Genomic DNA, 15,591 nt, shown 5'->3' on the forward strand with positions numbered 1-15,591 from the left:
CGTGAGCGCGATGGACGAGGTCGCGGCACTGCCCGGTGGGGCTGAGCTGGCTGCGCTCGCTGACAAGATCGAAACCGCGCAACCGCTGGCAGTGCGCGACATCGCGAACCGCTGGAAGCAGGCGGCCGGCAAGTGCGGCGACCAGACCAACGGCATGCAGAAGTCGGTCAGCCAGCTCGACGGCGCCTGGGAGGGCAAGTCGGCCGACGCCTTCGTCGCCTACATGGGCAACGTCATGAAGGCCGGCACCTCGATGACCGACGCGCTCAACGGTGCCGCGGCCGACCTGGAGGCGGCCGCGAACGCGTTGGAAAGCGCGAAGTCCTCGATGACGAGCATCTGCGAGAACCTGCTGAGCCGCGCCCGGCAGACGCGCCAGCAGCTGCGCAACCAGCCGCAGGAAGACGTCGACAGCATCATCCGCGGCTACTGCGCGGAGGCCACGGGTGACGCCAAACCCGTGATCTCCCAGGCGGAGAACGCCGTGAACGCCGCCGCGGGCACCCTCAGAGGCCGTCCCGGCGCGTTGTCGCCGAAGTTCTCGTCCATTGAGGACCCGAACGCGCAGTCGTTCACGCCCGCGCCGGGCAAGCCGATCCAGTGGGCACCGACCCCGCCGCCCGACGACTCGACCAGACCGTCCTCTTCGGACCCGCAGCCGAAGCAGACCCCGGCCCAGCCCCAAGGCGGCGGCGGTGGCGACACTCCAAGCGGCAGCAGCGGCAGCAGCGGCAGCAGCGGTGGCGGTGGCGGTGGCGGCGGAGGCGGCGGTCTCGGCCCGAGCGGCGGCCCGCCGTCCGGCAGCCCGCCTCCCGGCAACGTCGAGCAGTGGATCCGCGAGGCCATCAAGATCCTGCAGGCCAACGGCATCCCGGTCACCGACGAGAACATCGACGAGATCTGGAAGATCATCGAGAAGGAGTCGAGCGGCAACCCGCACGCCATCAACCTCTGGGACTCGAACGCCCAGAAGGGCACGCCGTCCAAGGGCCTGATGCAGTGCATCGACTCGACGTTCAACGCCCACAAGCTGCCCGGCCACGACGACATCTGGAACCCGGTCGACAACATCATCGCCGGTGTCCGGTACACGTTCTCGCGCTACGGCGGGTTCGAGGGCCACCCCGGTCTCAAGGCGATGGCTCAGGGCGGCGGTTACCAGGGCTACTAGGGGTTAGCCTGACGGCATGCTGACCGTGGCTGCCCGTGCCGACGTACCGCCCTTCCACGTCATGGACGTGCTTTCCGCTGCCGCGCAACGGCAGCGGACGCACGGCGACGTGATCTCGCTGGCCGCCGGGCAGCCCTCGAGCCCGGCGCCGCGGCCGGTGCGCGACGCCGCGGCGGAAGCCCTGAGCCAGCACGCGCTGGGATACACCGAGCAGCTCGGGATTCCCGAGCTCCGGCGGGCCATCGCCGGGCACTACCGGCGCCAGTACGACCTCGACGTGGCGGCCGACGACGTGGTGGTCACCACCGGGTCGTCGGGCGCGTTCACGCTCGCGTTCCTGGCCGCGTTCGACGCCGGCGACCGGGTCGCGCTGGCGCGGCCCGGCTACCCCGCCTACCGCAACATCCTGAAAGCACTGGGGTGCGAGGTCGTCGAACTGCCGTGCGGGCCGGACACGCGTTTCCAGCCCACGGTCGACATGCTCGACGAGGATCTCAAGGGTGTGATCGTCGCCAGCCCGGCCAATCCCACCGGCACCGTGGTGGACGTCGGCCCGATCGCCCGGTGGTGCGAGACCAACGGCGTGCAGCTGGTCAGCGACGAGATCTACCACGGCATCAGCTACGGCGAGCCGCTGCACTGCGCCTGGGAGACGTCCAGGGAGGCGATCGTCGTCAACTCGTTCTCCAAGGCGTTCGCGATGACGGGCTGGCGGCTCGGCTGGATGCTGCTGCCTGAACGACTCCGCAGGGCCGTGGACTGCCTGACCGGCAACTTCACGCTGTGCCCACCCGCTCTGGCCCAGTACGCCGCGGTCGAGGCGTTTCACCCCGACGCCTACGCCGAAACGGCACAGCACCTGCAGCGGTACAAGACCAACCGGGACCTCCTCCTGGAAGGCCTGACGAACCTCGGGATCGACAAGCTCGCACCGGCCGACGGCGCGTTCTACGTCTACGCGGACATCCGGCACCTGACGGACGACTCGATGGCGTTCTGCCGCCGGTTCCTGGACGACACCGGCGTGGCGATCGTGCCCGGCATCGACTTCGACCCGGTCGACGGGCACCACTTCGTGCGGATGTCGTTCGCGGGTGCCACCCAGGACATCGAGGAGGCTCTGCGCCGCCTCAAGGTCTGGCTGTAGATCGCAACAAAGCGGGCTCGCCGGACGTTCACAGGACGGAGAAGGGGAGGAATCCATGTGGGCGATCATCGGGTGGCTGGTGGCGGTCTGGATCGTGCTGGCCGTCGTCGGAGCCGTCGTGAAGGGCCTTTTCTGGCTCGCTGTGATCGGAGTGCTACTCCTCGCAGGCACCGCGGCTTACGGTGCGGTCAAATCCAGGCGATGACCCCTGGTCTAAACGGGACACACCACTCACCATGAAGCGGTGTTGCAGTCCAACGAGGCTCGCCTCGAGCGGTGGGAGAAAAAGGTCGAGTGGCCGCTGACGGCCCTCGCCGTGCTGTTCCTCGTCGTCTACGCGTGGCAGGTGTTCGACGACGACGGGGTCATGCACTTCCCGTTGGAGATCGTGTTGTGGCTGGTCTGGGCCGTGTTCGCGGCCGACTACGTCACCAGGCTGACCCTCGCGCAGAACAAGGTCCAATTCCTCAAGACGCACCTCTTCGATCTTGCCGCGGTCGTGCTGCCGATGGTGCGGCAATTGCGCGTCTTCAGGTTGATCACGGTCCTCACGCTGCTGAACAAGAAGTTCCAGGACAAGATCCGACAACGCGTGAGCATTTATGTCGGCGGAGTGACGGTTCTCGTCGTGTTCTGCGCGAGCCTCGCGGTGCTCGACGCGGAAAGGCACGCGGAAGGCGCCAGCATCACCACGTTCGGCGACGCGCTGTGGTGGACGCTCACCACCATGTCGACGGTCGGGTACGGCGACCATTACCCCGTCACGGTGGAAGGACGGCTGGTCGCGGGCCTGCTCATGGTCGGCGGCATCGCGCTGCTCGGTGTCATCACCGGCACGATCGCCAGCTGGCTCGTGGAGAAGCTGCGCGGGGTCGAGGAAGCCGAGCTGGAGACCGCGAAGGAACTGCGGAACCTACGCGCCGAGATCGCCGAGCTCCGCGCGGAGCTCAAGACGCGCAGCAGCAGCTGACGTCCACAACCGCGCGTCGATCCCCGCGGCCAGGGCGCCGTCGACGTTGGCCTGGCGGTCGTCGTAGAAGACCAGGTCGGAGCTGCCGACGACGTCCTTGAGGTGCTGCCAGATCGCGGCATCCGGCTTCGCGTACCCGAGGTCGCCGGAGAAGATCAGGTGCCGGAACCGCTTGGCCCACGGCAGCTTCTCGGCCAGCCGCGCGAAGGTCACCGGCGCGTTCGACAGCAGTGCCAGCGGCACGCCCGACGAGGCCAGATCATCAATCAGCGCGACGGTTTCCGCCACCGGATCGTCCAGCCAGCCCGCGTTGTCCATCGCGGTCATCTCACGCACGGCGGCTTCGTCGAGCGACAGCCCGAGCGACGACCCGATCAGCGACCAGTATTCCGCGTCCGACCCGCCGCGGTCGTAGGCGTCGCGGTCCCAGTACACGGCCTCGAAGCGCTCCAGCGACACCCCGAGCCGCTCGGCCATGAACGGCACCGCCGGGTTCCGCCGGCTGATGACCTCACCGAAGTCGAACACGATCCAGCGCATCTCAGGCGTCCTCTCGCAGCCGGCGCAGCACCTCGGCGATGTCGGACGAGTCCACGTCGCCGTGTGTCACGAACCGAACCTTGCCGGACATCGGACTGGCGAAAACCCCGACATCGCGCAACGACGTCAGCGTCTTGTCCAGGTCCGGCACCGACGCCAGGACGATGTTCGTGGCGGGCTCGGGCACGTCCCACCCCAGCGAGCGCAGCCCAGCGGCCAGTGCGGAAGCGTTCGCGTGATCGTCGGCCAGCCGGGAGATCCGGTCCAGCGCGACCAGACCGGCGGCAGCCAGCACGCCACCCTGCCGGACCCCGCCGCCGAGCATCTTCCGGACACGACGGGCCTCGACCACGAAGGAGGACGACCCGGCCACCAGAGACCCGACCGGTGCCCCGAGCCCCTTCGACAGACACACCTGCACGGTGTCCGCTCCGACCGTCAGCGCGGCGGGTGGCACGCCGAGAGCCACCGACGCGTTCCACAGCCGAGCCCCGTCCAGGTGCACCGCCAGCCCGACGGACCGCGCCGCGGACACCAGCAGCGCGTGCTCGTCCGGCGCGGTCAACGTGCCGCCGGACGCGTTGTGCGTGTTCTCCAAACACAACAACGTCGTCCGCAGCCCGTAATAAGGAGACTCACCACCACCGGCGGCGAAGATCGCCTCCGGGGAGAGAACGGGAAGCCCGTGCGGCATCCCGCCCGCCAGCCACGCGGCGGTCCCGAGCTCGGCGTCCAGCACGTGCGCGCCGAGCGGGGCCAGGAACCGGTCCCCGCGCTGAAGGTGCAGGAACAACGCGATCAGGTTGCCCATCGATCCGGAGGGAACCCAGAGAGCCGCCTCGACGCCGAGCAGCTCGGCGACCCGCTCCTCCAGCGCCGCCATGGTCGGGTCGTGGTCCAGCACGTCGTCGCCGACCTCTGCCGACGCCATCGCGCGGCGCATCTCCTCATCCGGCTGGGTGACGGTGTCCGAGCGCAGGTCGATGGGGGTCACGAGGGCGATCACATCACATCCGGTGAACGACCGAGGGGGTGATGTAGCTCTCGCTGGAGGTTCGTGCAACCGTTGTTGCCTCAGATTCCGTCCGGTAAGTGCAACTCGAGGAACGAGCGGAGAGCAGTCCGCGTGGATCAGCGCGACGAGCAGGAGTTCGCGGAGTACTTCGTGGCTCGCCGTGAGGCCGTGCGCCGAACGGCATACCTGCTGTGCGGCGACTGGCACCGCGCTGACGACTTCGCGCAGACAGCGTTCGTGGCGGTGCACAGGAGGTGGCGGAAGATCCGGGACAAGCAGGCTCTCGACGCCTACGTCCGGCGCACGCTCGTGCGCGCGGTGATCGACGAGTCGCGCCGTCCGTGGCGGCGCGAGAAGTTCACCGACGAGCTGCCGGAGTCTCCGACGCCCGATCACGAGATCGGCGACACGGTGGCGACGCGTGAGGCGTTGATGAAGGGCCTGCGCAGAGTCCCGCCGCGGCAACGGGCCGTGCTGGTGCTGCGGTTCCTCGAAGGCCTCGATGTAACGGCCACGGCCGAAGTGCTGAAGTGCTCGGAAGGAACTGTGAAGAGTCAGACCGCCCGCGGGCTGACGGCGTTGCGGGAAGCTCTCGGCGACGCCATCGACGACCTGCGACCGGCATCGTGAACAGCGTGGTGAACAGCGAGAGGAGGACGTAGATGGACGAGCAGAAGCTCGCGGACCTGTTCCGCGACGCGGCACACGACGCGCCACCGGCGTCCTTCGACGCGAGCGACGTCCGTACCGCTTCGCGCCGCGCCACGCTGCGCAGGCGCAACTCGATCGCCGCCGGCACCACGCTGGCCGTGGTGCTCGGTTTCGGTGGTGTCGTGGCGGGTACCAACTGGATCGACCAGGACAGGGGTGCTTCGAGCACCTTGGGTTCTGGGCAGGAGCGGGACAACGGGGCACAATCTCCCGAGACCGGACCGATGACCGAGCTGGAGGCCCAGCCTCCGGCCCAGAAGAACTTCCCTGGCGACCCGTCCACGCAGGGGGACGGGGCCACGCCGGGAAGCACTGGTCTTTTGACCAGTGAACGCGCAGTGCAGGGCTGCGCGGGTGTGGACCGAGAGCTCGCCGACGCCCTCGCCGGAGAGCTTTCGGTCTCACCGGACCTCGCGCAACCGCCGACCGTGACGTGCCCGCCTGACTCCCGCGCGGCCGCGTTCAAGATCGATGGACTCACCATCACCGCGATCGTCACGCCGCAGCCGTTCGAGGCACCCGCGGGCGCGCAGAAGGTCACGACCACCAAGGGCCAGGAGCTCTACGTGTTCACGCAGGGCGACGGCGAGCTGAAAGGCCAGGCCAAGCGCTTCGCGGACGCACTGGCGCCGAGGTTCTGATCTGCCGCCCAGTACTCTGGCTCGACTATGACGGCAGCAACCCCGAAGGGTGAGCGCAGGCGGCAGGCGCTCGTCGAGGCCGCGTCCGGACTGCTCGTGGAGGGCGGCTTCGACGCGGTCAGGCACCGCGCGGTCGCCGAACGCGCAGGTCTGCCGCTCGCGTCGACCACGTACTACTTCGACTCGCTCGACGAGCTGATCACCGCCGCGGTCGAGTTCCACGGCAGGGCGGAGCTCGCGAGCTGCCGGGAGCGGCTGGCCGGTCTGTCGGAGCAGCTGTCCGACGACGACGTGCTGATCGAGCTGATCCTCGACCTCCTGGTCGGCCAGGACGTGACCGACACCGAGACGATGCTGCTGCGCTACGAACGCCTCGTCGCGACCGGCCGCCGTCCGTACCTGCGGCCGTTGATGCGCGTGCTGTCCACGGAGCTGCATGAGCTGATCGCCGACATCTTCACCCGCTCCGGCCGTGACATCGCGCCGGACCGGGTCGAGGAGCTGATCGCGCTGGTGGACGGCGCGATGGTGAACGCGTTCATCGAGCTGAAGCCGGATCCACGCGGTGTCGCGGCCAGGATGCTCCGAACGGCCCTTTCGCGTCACGAGTGATGCAACCTCGCGTTCTCCTGATGCGTTCCCCTGGTTGAGGACGCGAGAGGGGATCGCATGCGCAAGGCCGATGAGCAGGGCTTTCGCGAATTCGCGGCAGCCAATGCCGCGTCTTTGCGACGCACCGCCTATCTGTTCTGTGGTGACTGGCACACGGCTGAAGACCTGATGCAGTCGAGCCTGATGAAGATGTACATGGCCTGGAAGCGCATCAAGGACCTCGACAACCTGATCGCGTACGCCCGCAAGGTGCTGCTGCGCACGTGGCTGGACGAGAAGCGCAGGCCGTGGCGCAGAGCCGAGCAGCGCGACGGGGAGCTGCCGGACACCGCCGACGCGACAGTCGATCCCGACAACACCAGCGCGAAGCTGTGGGCGCGTGAGCTGGTGCACACCGCGTTGCTGCAGGTGCCGCCGAGGCAACGAGCGGTGCTCGTGCTGCGTTATTTCGAAGACCTGTCGGTCGCCGAGGTGGCGGTGGCCATGGGTTGTACCGAGGGAACGGTCAAAAGCCAGACGGCGCGTGGTCTCGCGACACTGCGCACCATCGTGGAGAAGCTCGACAACAGTTCGGGGAGGGTCGCGTCGTGAGTGAGCAGGAGATCCGCGAGGGAATGCTGCTGGCCGTCTGGGACGAGCCGCCGCTCGACTTCGACCCGGACGCCCTGATCAGGCGGGTGGAGCAGAAAAAAAGTCGACGGCGAGCGCTGGTCGGTGTGGGCGTGGCTACGGCGGTGATCGCCGTGGCGTCGTTCGCGCTGCCCGGACTGCTGCCGCGCGACCGGGACAGCCAGCTCGGTTCCGAGACCCCGCCGAGCTCCTCGGCGCCCCCGAGCGAGTCCGCGGAGAAGAAGGCTCAGCGCATCGGCGAGAGGCTGGCCGAGACGCTCGGGGTGAGGATGACGAACTTCAAGGAGGTCTACTCGGACTTCCGCACTGTCTCGACGACCTCGAGCCCCAACTCGCCGTCCGGCCAGCGCAACGCGGCCGACGACCCCGATCTGCACGGCTACGTGCACCTGACCGACGGCATCGGGCCGACCGCACTGCGGGTCACCGGCGGCAAACTGCCGTACGAACTGGACCTCTGCTCCGGCGCGGTCTACTGCCATAGCTCGACGCGCAGCGACGGGTCTGTCGTCACCGAGGCCGAGTACGCCGAGGGCGCACAGGAGATCACCAGGTCGGTGTCGGTGCGCAAGTTCAAGAGCGGGTACGTCGCGCAGATTCAGAGCTTCAACTACAACCCCGCGTCGGGCAGCGGTCTGCGTCAGACCGTGCCGGTGCGCGTGGGGGTGCTCACAGAGCTGGTGACGGACTCGAGCATCAACTGGGAGTGAGTCCGACGTGCACTAATCTGGCGGTGTGAGCAAGCCGCGCATCGCCAACGTCCTCGCAGGTCGCTACGCCTCCACGTCGCTCGCGACGCTCTGGTCGGCCGAGCACAAGATCGTGCTGGAGCGCCAGCTGTGGCTCGCGGTGCTGCAGGCCCAGGCGGCCGCCGGCATCGACGTGCCGGCTGCCGCGATCGCCGACTACGAGCGCGTGCTGGAGCAGGTCGACCTGGAGTCGATCGCCGCGCGTGAGCGGGTGACGCGGCACGACGTGAAGGCGCGCATCGAGGAGTTCAACGCGCTCGCGGGCCACGAGCAGGTCCACAAGGGCATGACCTCGCGCGACCTGACCGAGAACGTCGAGCAGCTGCAGGTCCTGCGCTCGCTGGAGCTCATCCGCAGCAAGGTCGCGGCGGTCCTCGGCCGCCTCGCGCGGCTCGCGGCAGAGCACACCGACCTGGTGATGGCCGGCCGCTCGCACAACGTGGCCGCGCAGGCCACGACGCTCGGCAAGCGGTTCGCGACCTCGGCGGACGAGCTGCTGGTCGCGTTCGGGCGGCTGGACGAGCTGATCGCGCGGTACCCGTTGCGCGGCATCAAGGGCCCGGTCGGCACCGCCCAGGACATGCTCGACCTGCTCGGCACGCCGGAGAAGCTGGAGGAGCTGGAGCGCACGGTCGCGGGCCACCTCGGCTTCGAGCGTGTGCTGACGTCGGTCGGCCAGGTGTACCCGCGCTCGCTCGACTTCGACGTGGTGTCGACGCTCGTGCAGCTCGCGGCGGCGCCGTCGTCGCTGGCGAAGACCATCCGCCTGATGGCGGGCCACGAGCTGGTGACCGAGGGTTTCAAGCCCGGCCAGGTCGGCTCCAGCGCCATGCCGCACAAGATGAACACCCGCTCGTGCGAGCGCGTGAACGGCTTCGCGGTGATCCTGCGCGGCTACCTGTCGATGGTCGGCGAGCTCGCGGGCGACCAGTGGAACGAGGGCGACGTGTCGTGCTCGGTGGTCCGCCGGGTCGCGCTGCCCGACGCCTTCTTCGCGTTCGACGGGCTGCTGGAGACGTTCCTGACGGTGCTGGACGAGTTCGGCGCCTACCCGGCCGTGGTCGCGCGTGAACTGGACCGCTACCTGCCGTTCCTCGGTACGACCAAGGTGCTGATGGCGGCCGTGCGCGCGGGTGTCGGCCGGGAGACCGCGCACGAGGCCATCAAGGAGAACGCGGTGGCCGTCGCGCTGGCGATGCGCGAGCAGGGCCTCGCGCAGAACGACCTGCTGGACCGGCTGGCCGCGGACGACCGCCTGCCGCTGGACCGCGCCGCGCTCGACGCGCTGCTGGCCGACCGCCTGTCGTTCACCGGCGTGGCGTCGGCGCAGGTCGCGTCCGTCGTCGAGCAGGTCGCCGCGGTCGTCGACAAGTACCCGGCCTACGAGCCGGAGCCGATTCTGTGATCGTTTCCGGCCTGCACGTCTATCCGATCAAGGGCTGCGGCGGGTGCTCCGTCGCGTCCTCGGCCGTCGACCTCACGGGGTTGCGGGACGACCGGATGATGATGCTGGTCGACGACGAGGGTGTCTTCCTGTCGCAGCGCAAGGTGCCGCAGATGGCCGCCCTGCGCCCGTCGCTCGCGGACTCCTCGCTGGTGATCGGCGGGGAGTCGTTCCCCGTTGTCGCCGACGGGCCGCGGGTTCCGGTCGTCGTCCACACCTGGCACGGCTTCGGGGTGGACCAGGGCGCCGCCGCGGCCGCGTACTTCTCCGACGCGCTCGGCATGCCGGTGCGGCTCGCGCGGACGCCGCCGGACCTGCGCCGGGAGACGACCGGGGAGACCACCGGCCTGGTCGGCTACGCCGACGGCAACGCGTTGCTGATGCTCTCGCTGTCCTCCTTGAACGGACTGAACGAGCGGATCCTGGAACGCGGCGGGGAACCGGTGCCGATGAACCGGTTCCGTCCCAACGTGGTCGTGTCCGGCTGGGCGGAGCCGCACACCGAGGACAGGGTGCGGCGCGCGGCGATCGGCGACGTGGAACTGGCCTACGCCAAGGACTGCGTGCGTTGCGCGGTGCCGATGGTCGATCAGGAGACCGGGATCAAGGCCGGTCCCGAGCCGATCCGTTCGCTGGCGGCCTACCGGCGCACCGTGGACGGCGGCGTGACCTTCGGGATGAAGGCCCAGGTCGTGCGCACCGGCACGATCGCGGTCGGCGACAAGATCGACGTCCTGGAGTGGCGCTCCTAGGCTTTCTGCCAGCGCAGGCGGTCGTTGCGGCCACCGTCCTTGCGGCAGATCAGTGGCTCGCCCCGAGGGCTGAGACCGATCGCGCCCTCCGGCCGGCAGGACGCGCCCTCGCGGACGAAGAGACCCTGTTGCGGCGGCTCGGTGGTCGTCGTGGTCCGGGCGGGCGGCGGTGCCTGCACAGGCGGCGGCTTCGGCTGCGTCGTCGTGGTGGTGGTCGTGGTCGTGGTCGTCGTCGACGTCGTGGTCTTGACCGTGATCTCGGCAACGTCCGGGGTCGGCACGACGCTGACCGACTGGGTCGTGCTGGTGGGCTGCGAGCCTGGCGACGGGGACGAGACGGGGCTGGAGTCGATGCTCCACCCGGCCACGCCCAGCACGATGAGCAGTCCCAGGCTGGCCAATGCCGGGATCCACAGCGCCTTTCGGGTGAGCACGGGGTGCACCTTAAGGCTCTTCGTCCTTGATCTGTAGGGGTGAAGGGGTGTACGTCGGTTCCCGGTTCCCGTGCACGTACGCTGACCAGCGTGCCTACGCTCGCTGACTACCAGCACGTCGCCCGCGGCAAGGTTCGCGATCTGTACGACGTCGACGACGAGTTGTTGCTGTTCGTCGCGTCCGATCGCATCTCGGCCTACGACCACATCCTGAGCAGCGAGATCCCGGACAAGGGCCGGGTGCTCACCGCGATGAGCGTGTTCTGGTTCGAGCGGCTCACTCCGAACCACCTGGTCGCGTTCGACGACCCGCGCATTCCCGCCGAGGTCCGAGGCCGGGCGCTGCTGGTGCGCAAGCTGCAGATGGTCGACGTCGAGTGCGTGGCGCGCGGGTACCTGACGGGCTCCGGCATGGCCGACTACCAGGCGACCGGGGCGGTGTGCGGCATCGAGCTGCCGGTCGGGCTGGTCGAGGCGTCCGAACTGGACCCGCCGATCTTCACGCCCGCGTCGAAGGCCGAGATCGGCGCGCACGACGAGAACGTGTCGTTCGACGTCATCGCCGCGAAGCACGGTGAGGAGCTGGCGTCGAAGCTGCGTGACCGCACGATCGAGCTGTACAGCGAGGCGCGCGCGTACGCGTTGACCCGCGGCCTGATCCTGGCGGACACGAAGTTCGAGTTCGGCCTGGACGCCTCGGGCGAACTGGTCCTGGCCGACGAGGTGTTCACGCCGGACTCGTCGCGGTACTGGCCGGCCGAGGGCTACGAGCCTGGTCGCGTGCAGCCGTCGTTCGACAAGCAGTACGTGCGCGACTGGCTGACGTCCGACGCCTCCGGCTGGGACCGGAAGTCGGACACGCCGCCGCCTCCGCTGCCCGCCGATGTCGTCGAGGCCACCCGGAACCGGTACGTCGAGGCGTACGAGCGTCTTACTGGCCGGTCTTTCGCTGACTGGCTCGCGTGAGTTAGCTCTGGTTTCACGCGGATGTCACCACGGCGTGGCGCACTCAGAACGTGCACTCACAGCTCGTGGTCTCACTGTCCGGCATCGGTCCGCAGACACTCGACCGATGCGCTGATCTCGCCGCGGCACTCGACCCGCGGAAGGTGCCGTTGTCGCTGCTCGTGGTACCCCGCGAGCTCGGCGTGGCGCAGGAATGGGTGCGGCAACGTGCCGCGCTCGGCGACGCCATCGTGCTGCACGGTCTCGGCCAGCGGCGGCTGCCCGCATACGAGGCAGGCCTGCTGCTCACGGGCGCGCGTGTGCAGATGGAAGCCATCGGGCTCAACGCCGACACGTTCGCGCCACGGCGTTGTGTGGCGTCGCCCGGGACGTTGATCGCGCTGGCCAAGCACCGGTTCAACCGCTGCGCCGACGCCCACGCCGTCCGCGACCTCGGCACCGGGCTCGCGACCATCGGCCGGTTGCACGCGCTGACCGAACGCAGCAGCTTCGGTGAGCTGCGGTCGCTGGCGCTGGTCTACGCGACGGCACGGTCCGCGCGGCGCGGTGGGCTGACCCGGATCACCGTGGACGCCCGCGACCTGCACCGGCCCGGCGCGCGGCAGGCCGTGCTCGACGCCGTGGACATCGCGCTCGCCCACGACGCCGCGCCGACCACGTACGTCAGACTGCCGTCTCCTCGCCACGAGGCAGCGGCCTGACCTCGGTTCCCGCCGGCTTGAGGTTCTCGAAGTGCCGGTAGGCCATCTCCGGCATCGCGAGGACCGCCTCGTGGATCGGCACGGCCACGCGCGGCTTGATCGCGCGCATGAAGTCGACCGCCTCGCCGGTGCGCATCCACGGCGCGCCGGAGGGCAGGCCCAGCACGTCGACGTCCTCGTCTGGCACGAAGAGCGCGTCGCCGGGGTGGTAGAACGCGCCGTCGCCGATCACGTAACCGGTGTTCGGCACGATCGGGATGTCCTCGTGGATCACGGCGTGCTGACCGCCGACGACCTTGACCGTCGTGTCGCCGACCTTCAGCACGTCACCCGGCCGGGCGACCGTCGGATTTTCGACGCTGGGCGCCGACCCCTCGTCGACGATCAGCTGCGCCTGCGGGTTGGCCCTGAGCAGCGCGGGCAGCTTCTCGGTGTCCAGGTGATCGAAGTGCTGGTGCGTGATCAGCACCGCGTCCAGGTCCTTCACGTCCTCGAACCCGGCGGAGAACGTGCCGGGGTCGATCAGGATGCGCGTCGACCCGGTGTCCAGCAACACACAGGCATGACCGAAGTGGACAACTCGCATGGATTCCTCCATTACCGACGTTCGGCGGGCTGACACGGTCAGGTGACGTCGGAAGTATCAAAGAGCATGAGGAAAACCCTGCAGCTCCTCACGGCACTGGCGCTCGCCCTGCCGATGACGTCCTTTGTCCCTGCAACCACCACCTCTACACCTGCTCAGGCTCTGGCGCCCCAATCGCAGGCGCCTCAGTCGCAGGAGATCGGCACCGAGGAGTCGCTCTCGGTCCGCGTGGGTGGAAAGTCCCGTTCAACCATGATCGAACGGCCTGGATCCGGTTACGTCAAGATCCACTTCACCGACGTGAGAATCCTGCCGGGCGACGTGCTCACGGTGTCGAACCCTGACGGCACCGAGAAGTACACGTACACGCGGGATCTGAAGGCCTCCCTGACCGCCACGATCGACAGGTCCGGCTTCTGGGCCATGTCGATCACCGGCGACAAGGCCGTGGTGTCGGTGAACAACCCGCTCAGCCGGGTGCGGATCGACAAGATCACGCGCGGCTACACCGAGGCCGAGATGTCCTCGCAGCCGTCCGTGCAGAGCATCTGCGGCACGAACGACTACAAGGACGCGGTCTGCTACCGGTCCAGCAACCCGACAGAGTTCGGCAAGACCGCGTCGGTCGCGAAGCTGCTGCGCAACGGCAGCTCTCTGTGCACTGGGTGGCGAGTCGGCCCGAAGAACCACATGCTCACCAACAACCACTGCTTCACCAGCACGAACGGCATCGAGGTCTGGTTCAACTACCAGTGCCCGACCTGCGGCGGCACCACTTCGGCCACCGTTACCAAGGTGATGGCGGACCGCGTGCTGAAGACCAACGCCGGCCTCGACTACACGCTCTTCAGCGTGAGGAACTTCGAGACCATCACCTCGTTCGGTTACCTCGAACTGGACGCGCGCGTTCCGGCCGTGGGTGAAGAGATGTACATCATCGGCCACCCGGCCGGGAAGCTGAAGAAGTTGTCGTTGCGCGACAACAACAACGGCGGCGGCTACTGCGTCGTGCGCGCGGTGCGCGTGAACGGCAGCTCGTCGCAGTCCGACATCAGCTACATGTGCGACACCGAAGGCGGCTCGTCCGGCTCGCCGGTGCTGTCGAGGCGCACGCACAAGGTGATCGGGCTCCACCACTTCGGCGGCTGCCCGAACCAGGGCGTGCGCATCGACCTCGTCGCCGCGCAGATCAACCCACTGCTGTAAGGATTTCCTCCTCCTCGGCTGGGGTCAGCCCGGCCTTGCGAGGCCGATCCAGCCCGAGGCCGCGCTCGTACTCCAGCGAGTCGAGCGCGGTCTCGGCCAGCGGCCTGGTCCTGAGCCCGTTCGCCAGCGCGTTGCTGACATCGCGACCGGTCATCCTGGCCCACTCCCGCGGCAGCCACAGCGGAATGGACCGCGGCCCGGACCACGGGTTGATCTGCAGCTCCTCCAGCACGCTCTCCGGCACCGGGACGAGCTGGGTGCCGGGAGGCGCGGTGGCCCCCGCGATCTCCCCGATCGCCATCTGGAACGGCATCACCGGCCCGGTCGAGTCGTACGTGCCCGTCACCCGCTCCTCGGCCGCGAAGACGATCCACTGCGCCAGATCCCGCACGTCGATGTGCTGGACCCCCAGATCGGGACTGTCCGGCACAGCCACCCGCCCGCCCTTGCTGAGCCGCGCGGGCCAGTACCCGAACCTGTCGCTGGGGTCGCCCGGCCCGGTGATCAGTCCGGCCCTGACGATGAACTCGCGGCCTCGCACGGCCTCCTTGACCGCGTTCTCACTCGCCACCTTGATGCTGCCGTACCGCTCCGCCGTGAACTCGGCCGCCGGGTCGTCCTCGAGGGGCGGGAGGAGCTCGTCGCTGCCCGTCGAGTGATCGGCGTAGACCGAGATGCTCGACACGAAGGTCCAGTGCGGCGTCGTCGGCCCGAACGCCTCCAACGCGTCCCGAACCCAGTTCACCGAGTACTTGGCCACGTCGATCACCGAGTCGAACTGCTCCCCGGCGAGCTGGTCGAACGCACCGGGTTTGTTTCTGTCGACCGAGACCAGGCGTGCCCCTTCCGGCACAGCGCCAGAGGCACCGCGGGCCGCGCACACGACGTCGTGGCCGCGGCGGACGGCCTCCGCCGTGATCGCCTTGCTGAGGAACACGGTTCCGCCGAGCACCAGGATCTTCATGATCTCCAGCTTCCGTCCGATCCGGCGGAAGTGCCAGCGTTCTCTGCTTTCGGCGTAACAGCTCGATCGGCTGGACTCGCGGAAGTATCGTTCGGTCCCGGTCGATGAACGTTTCGTGAGTCTGCACGCCTTCGTCGACGAGTCCCGGCGAAACAACACGTACCTGCTGGCCGCTGTCCACGTTGATCCGGGAGATCTGCCTCGCGTTGGACACGCGTGAAGACCGCGACATTCACGACGTGCGCACCATTCGCGGTGTGCTGGGCAAGAAGCCACGAAGTCGCAACTCAGCTACGAGCACATGGTCAGCACTCGATGGTGCAGCCCCGCGCGGATGTGCCGCCGAACACGT

At 68.6% G+C, this 15,591-nt stretch carries 19 protein-coding genes; 14 read left to right on the top strand and 5 right to left on the bottom strand.

Features of this window, described 5'->3' with window-relative positions; translation table 11 throughout:
- Position 1 precedes the first annotated feature (1 nt).
- Genes C8D87_RS10725 through C8D87_RS10735 form a run of 4 tightly spaced genes read left to right on the top strand, consistent with a single transcriptional unit; the run spans position 2 to position 3,288 of the window.
- Complete coding sequence (locus C8D87_RS10725) at positions 2–1,171, top strand: WXG100 family type VII secretion target (RefSeq protein ID WP_233442023.1); 1,170 nt, start codon at positions 2–4, stop codon at positions 1,169–1,171.
- Between the two features lie 16 nt (positions 1,172–1,187).
- Entirely contained in the window at positions 1,188–2,318 is a 1,131-nt protein-coding gene (locus tag C8D87_RS10730) for a pyridoxal phosphate-dependent aminotransferase (RefSeq protein WP_112226551.1), read from the top strand.
- 55 nt (positions 2,319–2,373) lie between these two features.
- Positions 2,374–2,523 carry a hypothetical protein gene (locus tag C8D87_RS45825; protein ID WP_170166390.1) on the top strand — a complete coding sequence of 50 codons (150 nt, stop codon included), beginning with the start codon at positions 2,374–2,376 and terminating at the stop codon, positions 2,521–2,523.
- Positions 2,524–2,562: 39 nt separating this feature from the next.
- Positions 2,563–3,288, top strand: coding sequence for a potassium channel family protein (locus C8D87_RS10735; RefSeq protein WP_112226552.1), 726 nt, complete (start codon positions 2,563–2,565; stop codon positions 3,286–3,288).
- Here C8D87_RS10735 and C8D87_RS10740 read toward each other — a convergent pair.
- Positions 3,232–3,828 carry an HAD-IA family hydrolase gene (locus C8D87_RS10740; protein ID WP_112226553.1) on the bottom strand — a complete coding sequence of 199 codons (597 nt, stop codon included), beginning with the start codon at positions 3,826–3,828 and terminating at the stop codon, positions 3,232–3,234. The genes C8D87_RS10735 and C8D87_RS10740 overlap by 57 nt on opposite strands.
- Position 3,829: 1 nt before the next feature.
- Positions 3,830–4,831, bottom strand: a complete 1,002-nt coding sequence (locus tag C8D87_RS10745) for a threonine aldolase family protein (RefSeq protein WP_112227022.1) — start codon at positions 4,829–4,831, stop codon at positions 3,830–3,832.
- 123 nt (positions 4,832–4,954) lie between these two features.
- On the opposite strand from C8D87_RS10745, the gene C8D87_RS10750 reads away from it, so the two are divergent.
- From C8D87_RS10750 to C8D87_RS10780, 7 genes are read left to right on the top strand one after another with little or no spacing between them, the layout of a single operon-like run.
- Positions 4,955–5,473 carry a SigE family RNA polymerase sigma factor gene (locus C8D87_RS10750; protein WP_109629419.1) on the top strand — a complete coding sequence of 173 codons (519 nt, stop codon included), beginning with the start codon at positions 4,955–4,957 and terminating at the stop codon, positions 5,471–5,473.
- 32 nt (positions 5,474–5,505) lie between these two features.
- Positions 5,506–6,195, top strand: a complete 690-nt coding sequence (locus C8D87_RS10755; RefSeq protein ID WP_112226554.1) for a hypothetical protein — start codon at positions 5,506–5,508, stop codon at positions 6,193–6,195.
- Positions 6,196–6,222: 27 nt separating this feature from the next.
- Positions 6,223–6,807, top strand: a complete 585-nt coding sequence (locus C8D87_RS10760) for a TetR/AcrR family transcriptional regulator (RefSeq protein ID WP_109629412.1) — start codon at positions 6,223–6,225, stop codon at positions 6,805–6,807.
- A 57-nt stretch (positions 6,808–6,864) separates the two neighbouring features.
- The gene (locus C8D87_RS10765) at positions 6,865–7,398 is read left to right on the top strand and encodes a SigE family RNA polymerase sigma factor (protein ID WP_109629410.1); all 534 of its coding nucleotides are present in this window, start codon (positions 6,865–6,867) and stop codon (positions 7,396–7,398) included.
- Complete coding sequence (locus C8D87_RS10770; RefSeq protein ID WP_112226555.1) at positions 7,395–8,147, top strand: hypothetical protein; 753 nt, start codon at positions 7,395–7,397, stop codon at positions 8,145–8,147. Before C8D87_RS10765 ends, C8D87_RS10770 begins: the two co-directional genes overlap by 4 nt.
- Positions 8,148–8,172: 25 nt before the next feature.
- Positions 8,173–9,591 carry an adenylosuccinate lyase gene (purB, locus tag C8D87_RS10775; protein ID WP_112226556.1) on the top strand — a complete coding sequence of 473 codons (1,419 nt, stop codon included), beginning with the start codon at positions 8,173–8,175 and terminating at the stop codon, positions 9,589–9,591.
- Positions 9,588–10,382 (top strand): MOSC domain-containing protein, encoded by a 795-nt coding sequence (locus C8D87_RS10780; RefSeq protein ID WP_112226557.1) that lies wholly within the window; start codon positions 9,588–9,590, stop codon positions 10,380–10,382. Before purB ends, C8D87_RS10780 begins: the two co-directional genes overlap by 4 nt.
- On the opposite strand, the gene C8D87_RS10785 is transcribed toward C8D87_RS10780, so the two are convergent.
- A complete protein-coding gene (locus C8D87_RS10785) occupies positions 10,379–10,816 on the bottom strand; it encodes a hypothetical protein (RefSeq protein ID WP_146231354.1) in 438 nt (145 codons plus the stop codon). The genes C8D87_RS10780 and C8D87_RS10785 overlap by 4 nt on opposite strands.
- A gap of 90 nt (positions 10,817–10,906) precedes the next feature.
- On the opposite strand from C8D87_RS10785, the gene C8D87_RS10790 reads away from it, so the two are divergent.
- Together C8D87_RS10790 and C8D87_RS10795 are read left to right on the top strand one after the other, a co-directional pair.
- Positions 10,907–11,782, top strand: a complete 876-nt coding sequence (locus C8D87_RS10790) for a phosphoribosylaminoimidazolesuccinocarboxamide synthase (RefSeq protein ID WP_109629396.1) — start codon at positions 10,907–10,909, stop codon at positions 11,780–11,782.
- A gap of 50 nt (positions 11,783–11,832) precedes the next feature.
- Positions 11,833–12,483: a polysaccharide deacetylase family protein gene (locus tag C8D87_RS10795; protein WP_112226558.1), complete on the top strand. Its 651-nt coding sequence runs from the start codon at positions 11,833–11,835 to the stop codon at positions 12,481–12,483.
- On the opposite strand, the gene C8D87_RS10800 is transcribed toward C8D87_RS10795, so the two are convergent.
- A complete protein-coding gene (locus C8D87_RS10800; protein WP_112226559.1) occupies positions 12,446–13,069 on the bottom strand; it encodes an MBL fold metallo-hydrolase in 624 nt (207 codons plus the stop codon). The two genes, C8D87_RS10795 and C8D87_RS10800, sit on opposite strands and share 38 nt — an antisense overlap.
- A gap of 252 nt (positions 13,070–13,321) precedes the next feature.
- Here C8D87_RS10800 and C8D87_RS10805 point away from each other — a divergent pair, with 252 nt between their 5' ends.
- Complete coding sequence (locus tag C8D87_RS10805; protein ID WP_170166391.1) at positions 13,322–14,275, top strand: trypsin-like serine peptidase; 954 nt, start codon at positions 13,322–13,324, stop codon at positions 14,273–14,275.
- Here C8D87_RS10805 and C8D87_RS10810 read toward each other — a convergent pair.
- Positions 14,259–15,239, bottom strand: coding sequence for an NAD-dependent epimerase/dehydratase family protein (locus C8D87_RS10810; RefSeq protein ID WP_112227023.1), 981 nt, complete (start codon positions 15,237–15,239; stop codon positions 14,259–14,261). The genes C8D87_RS10805 and C8D87_RS10810 overlap by 17 nt on opposite strands.
- Between the last annotated feature and the right edge of the window lie 352 nt (positions 15,240–15,591).

The organism is Lentzea atacamensis (genome assembly GCF_003269295.1).
GTDB classification, from domain to species: domain Bacteria; phylum Actinomycetota; class Actinomycetes; order Mycobacteriales; family Pseudonocardiaceae; genus Lentzea; species Lentzea atacamensis.

What these genes read in the sequence shown, in the direction of transcription:
- C8D87_RS45825 (WP_170166390.1), top strand. Translation starts at nt 2,374, where the DNA reads ATGTGGGCGATCATCGGGTGGCTGGTGGCGGTCTGGATCGTGCTGGCC.
- C8D87_RS10800 (WP_112226559.1), bottom strand. Translation starts at nt 13,069, where the DNA reads ATGCGAGTTGTCCACTTCGGTCATGCCTGTGTGTTGCTGGACACCGGG.
- C8D87_RS10765 (WP_109629410.1), top strand. Translation starts at nt 6,865, where the DNA reads ATGCGCAAGGCCGATGAGCAGGGCTTTCGCGAATTCGCGGCAGCCAAT.
- C8D87_RS10755 (WP_112226554.1), top strand. Translation starts at nt 5,506, where the DNA reads ATGGACGAGCAGAAGCTCGCGGACCTGTTCCGCGACGCGGCACACGAC.
- C8D87_RS10810 (WP_112227023.1), bottom strand. Translation starts at nt 15,239, where the DNA reads ATGAAGATCCTGGTGCTCGGCGGAACCGTGTTCCTCAGCAAGGCGATC.
- C8D87_RS10730 (WP_112226551.1), top strand. Translation starts at nt 1,188, where the DNA reads ATGCTGACCGTGGCTGCCCGTGCCGACGTACCGCCCTTCCACGTCATG.
- C8D87_RS10760 (WP_109629412.1), top strand. Translation starts at nt 6,223, where the DNA reads ATGACGGCAGCAACCCCGAAGGGTGAGCGCAGGCGGCAGGCGCTCGTC.
- C8D87_RS10805 (WP_170166391.1), top strand. Translation starts at nt 13,322, where the DNA reads ATGATCGAACGGCCTGGATCCGGTTACGTCAAGATCCACTTCACCGAC.
- C8D87_RS10740 (WP_112226553.1), bottom strand. Translation starts at nt 3,828, where the DNA reads ATGCGCTGGATCGTGTTCGACTTCGGTGAGGTCATCAGCCGGCGGAAC.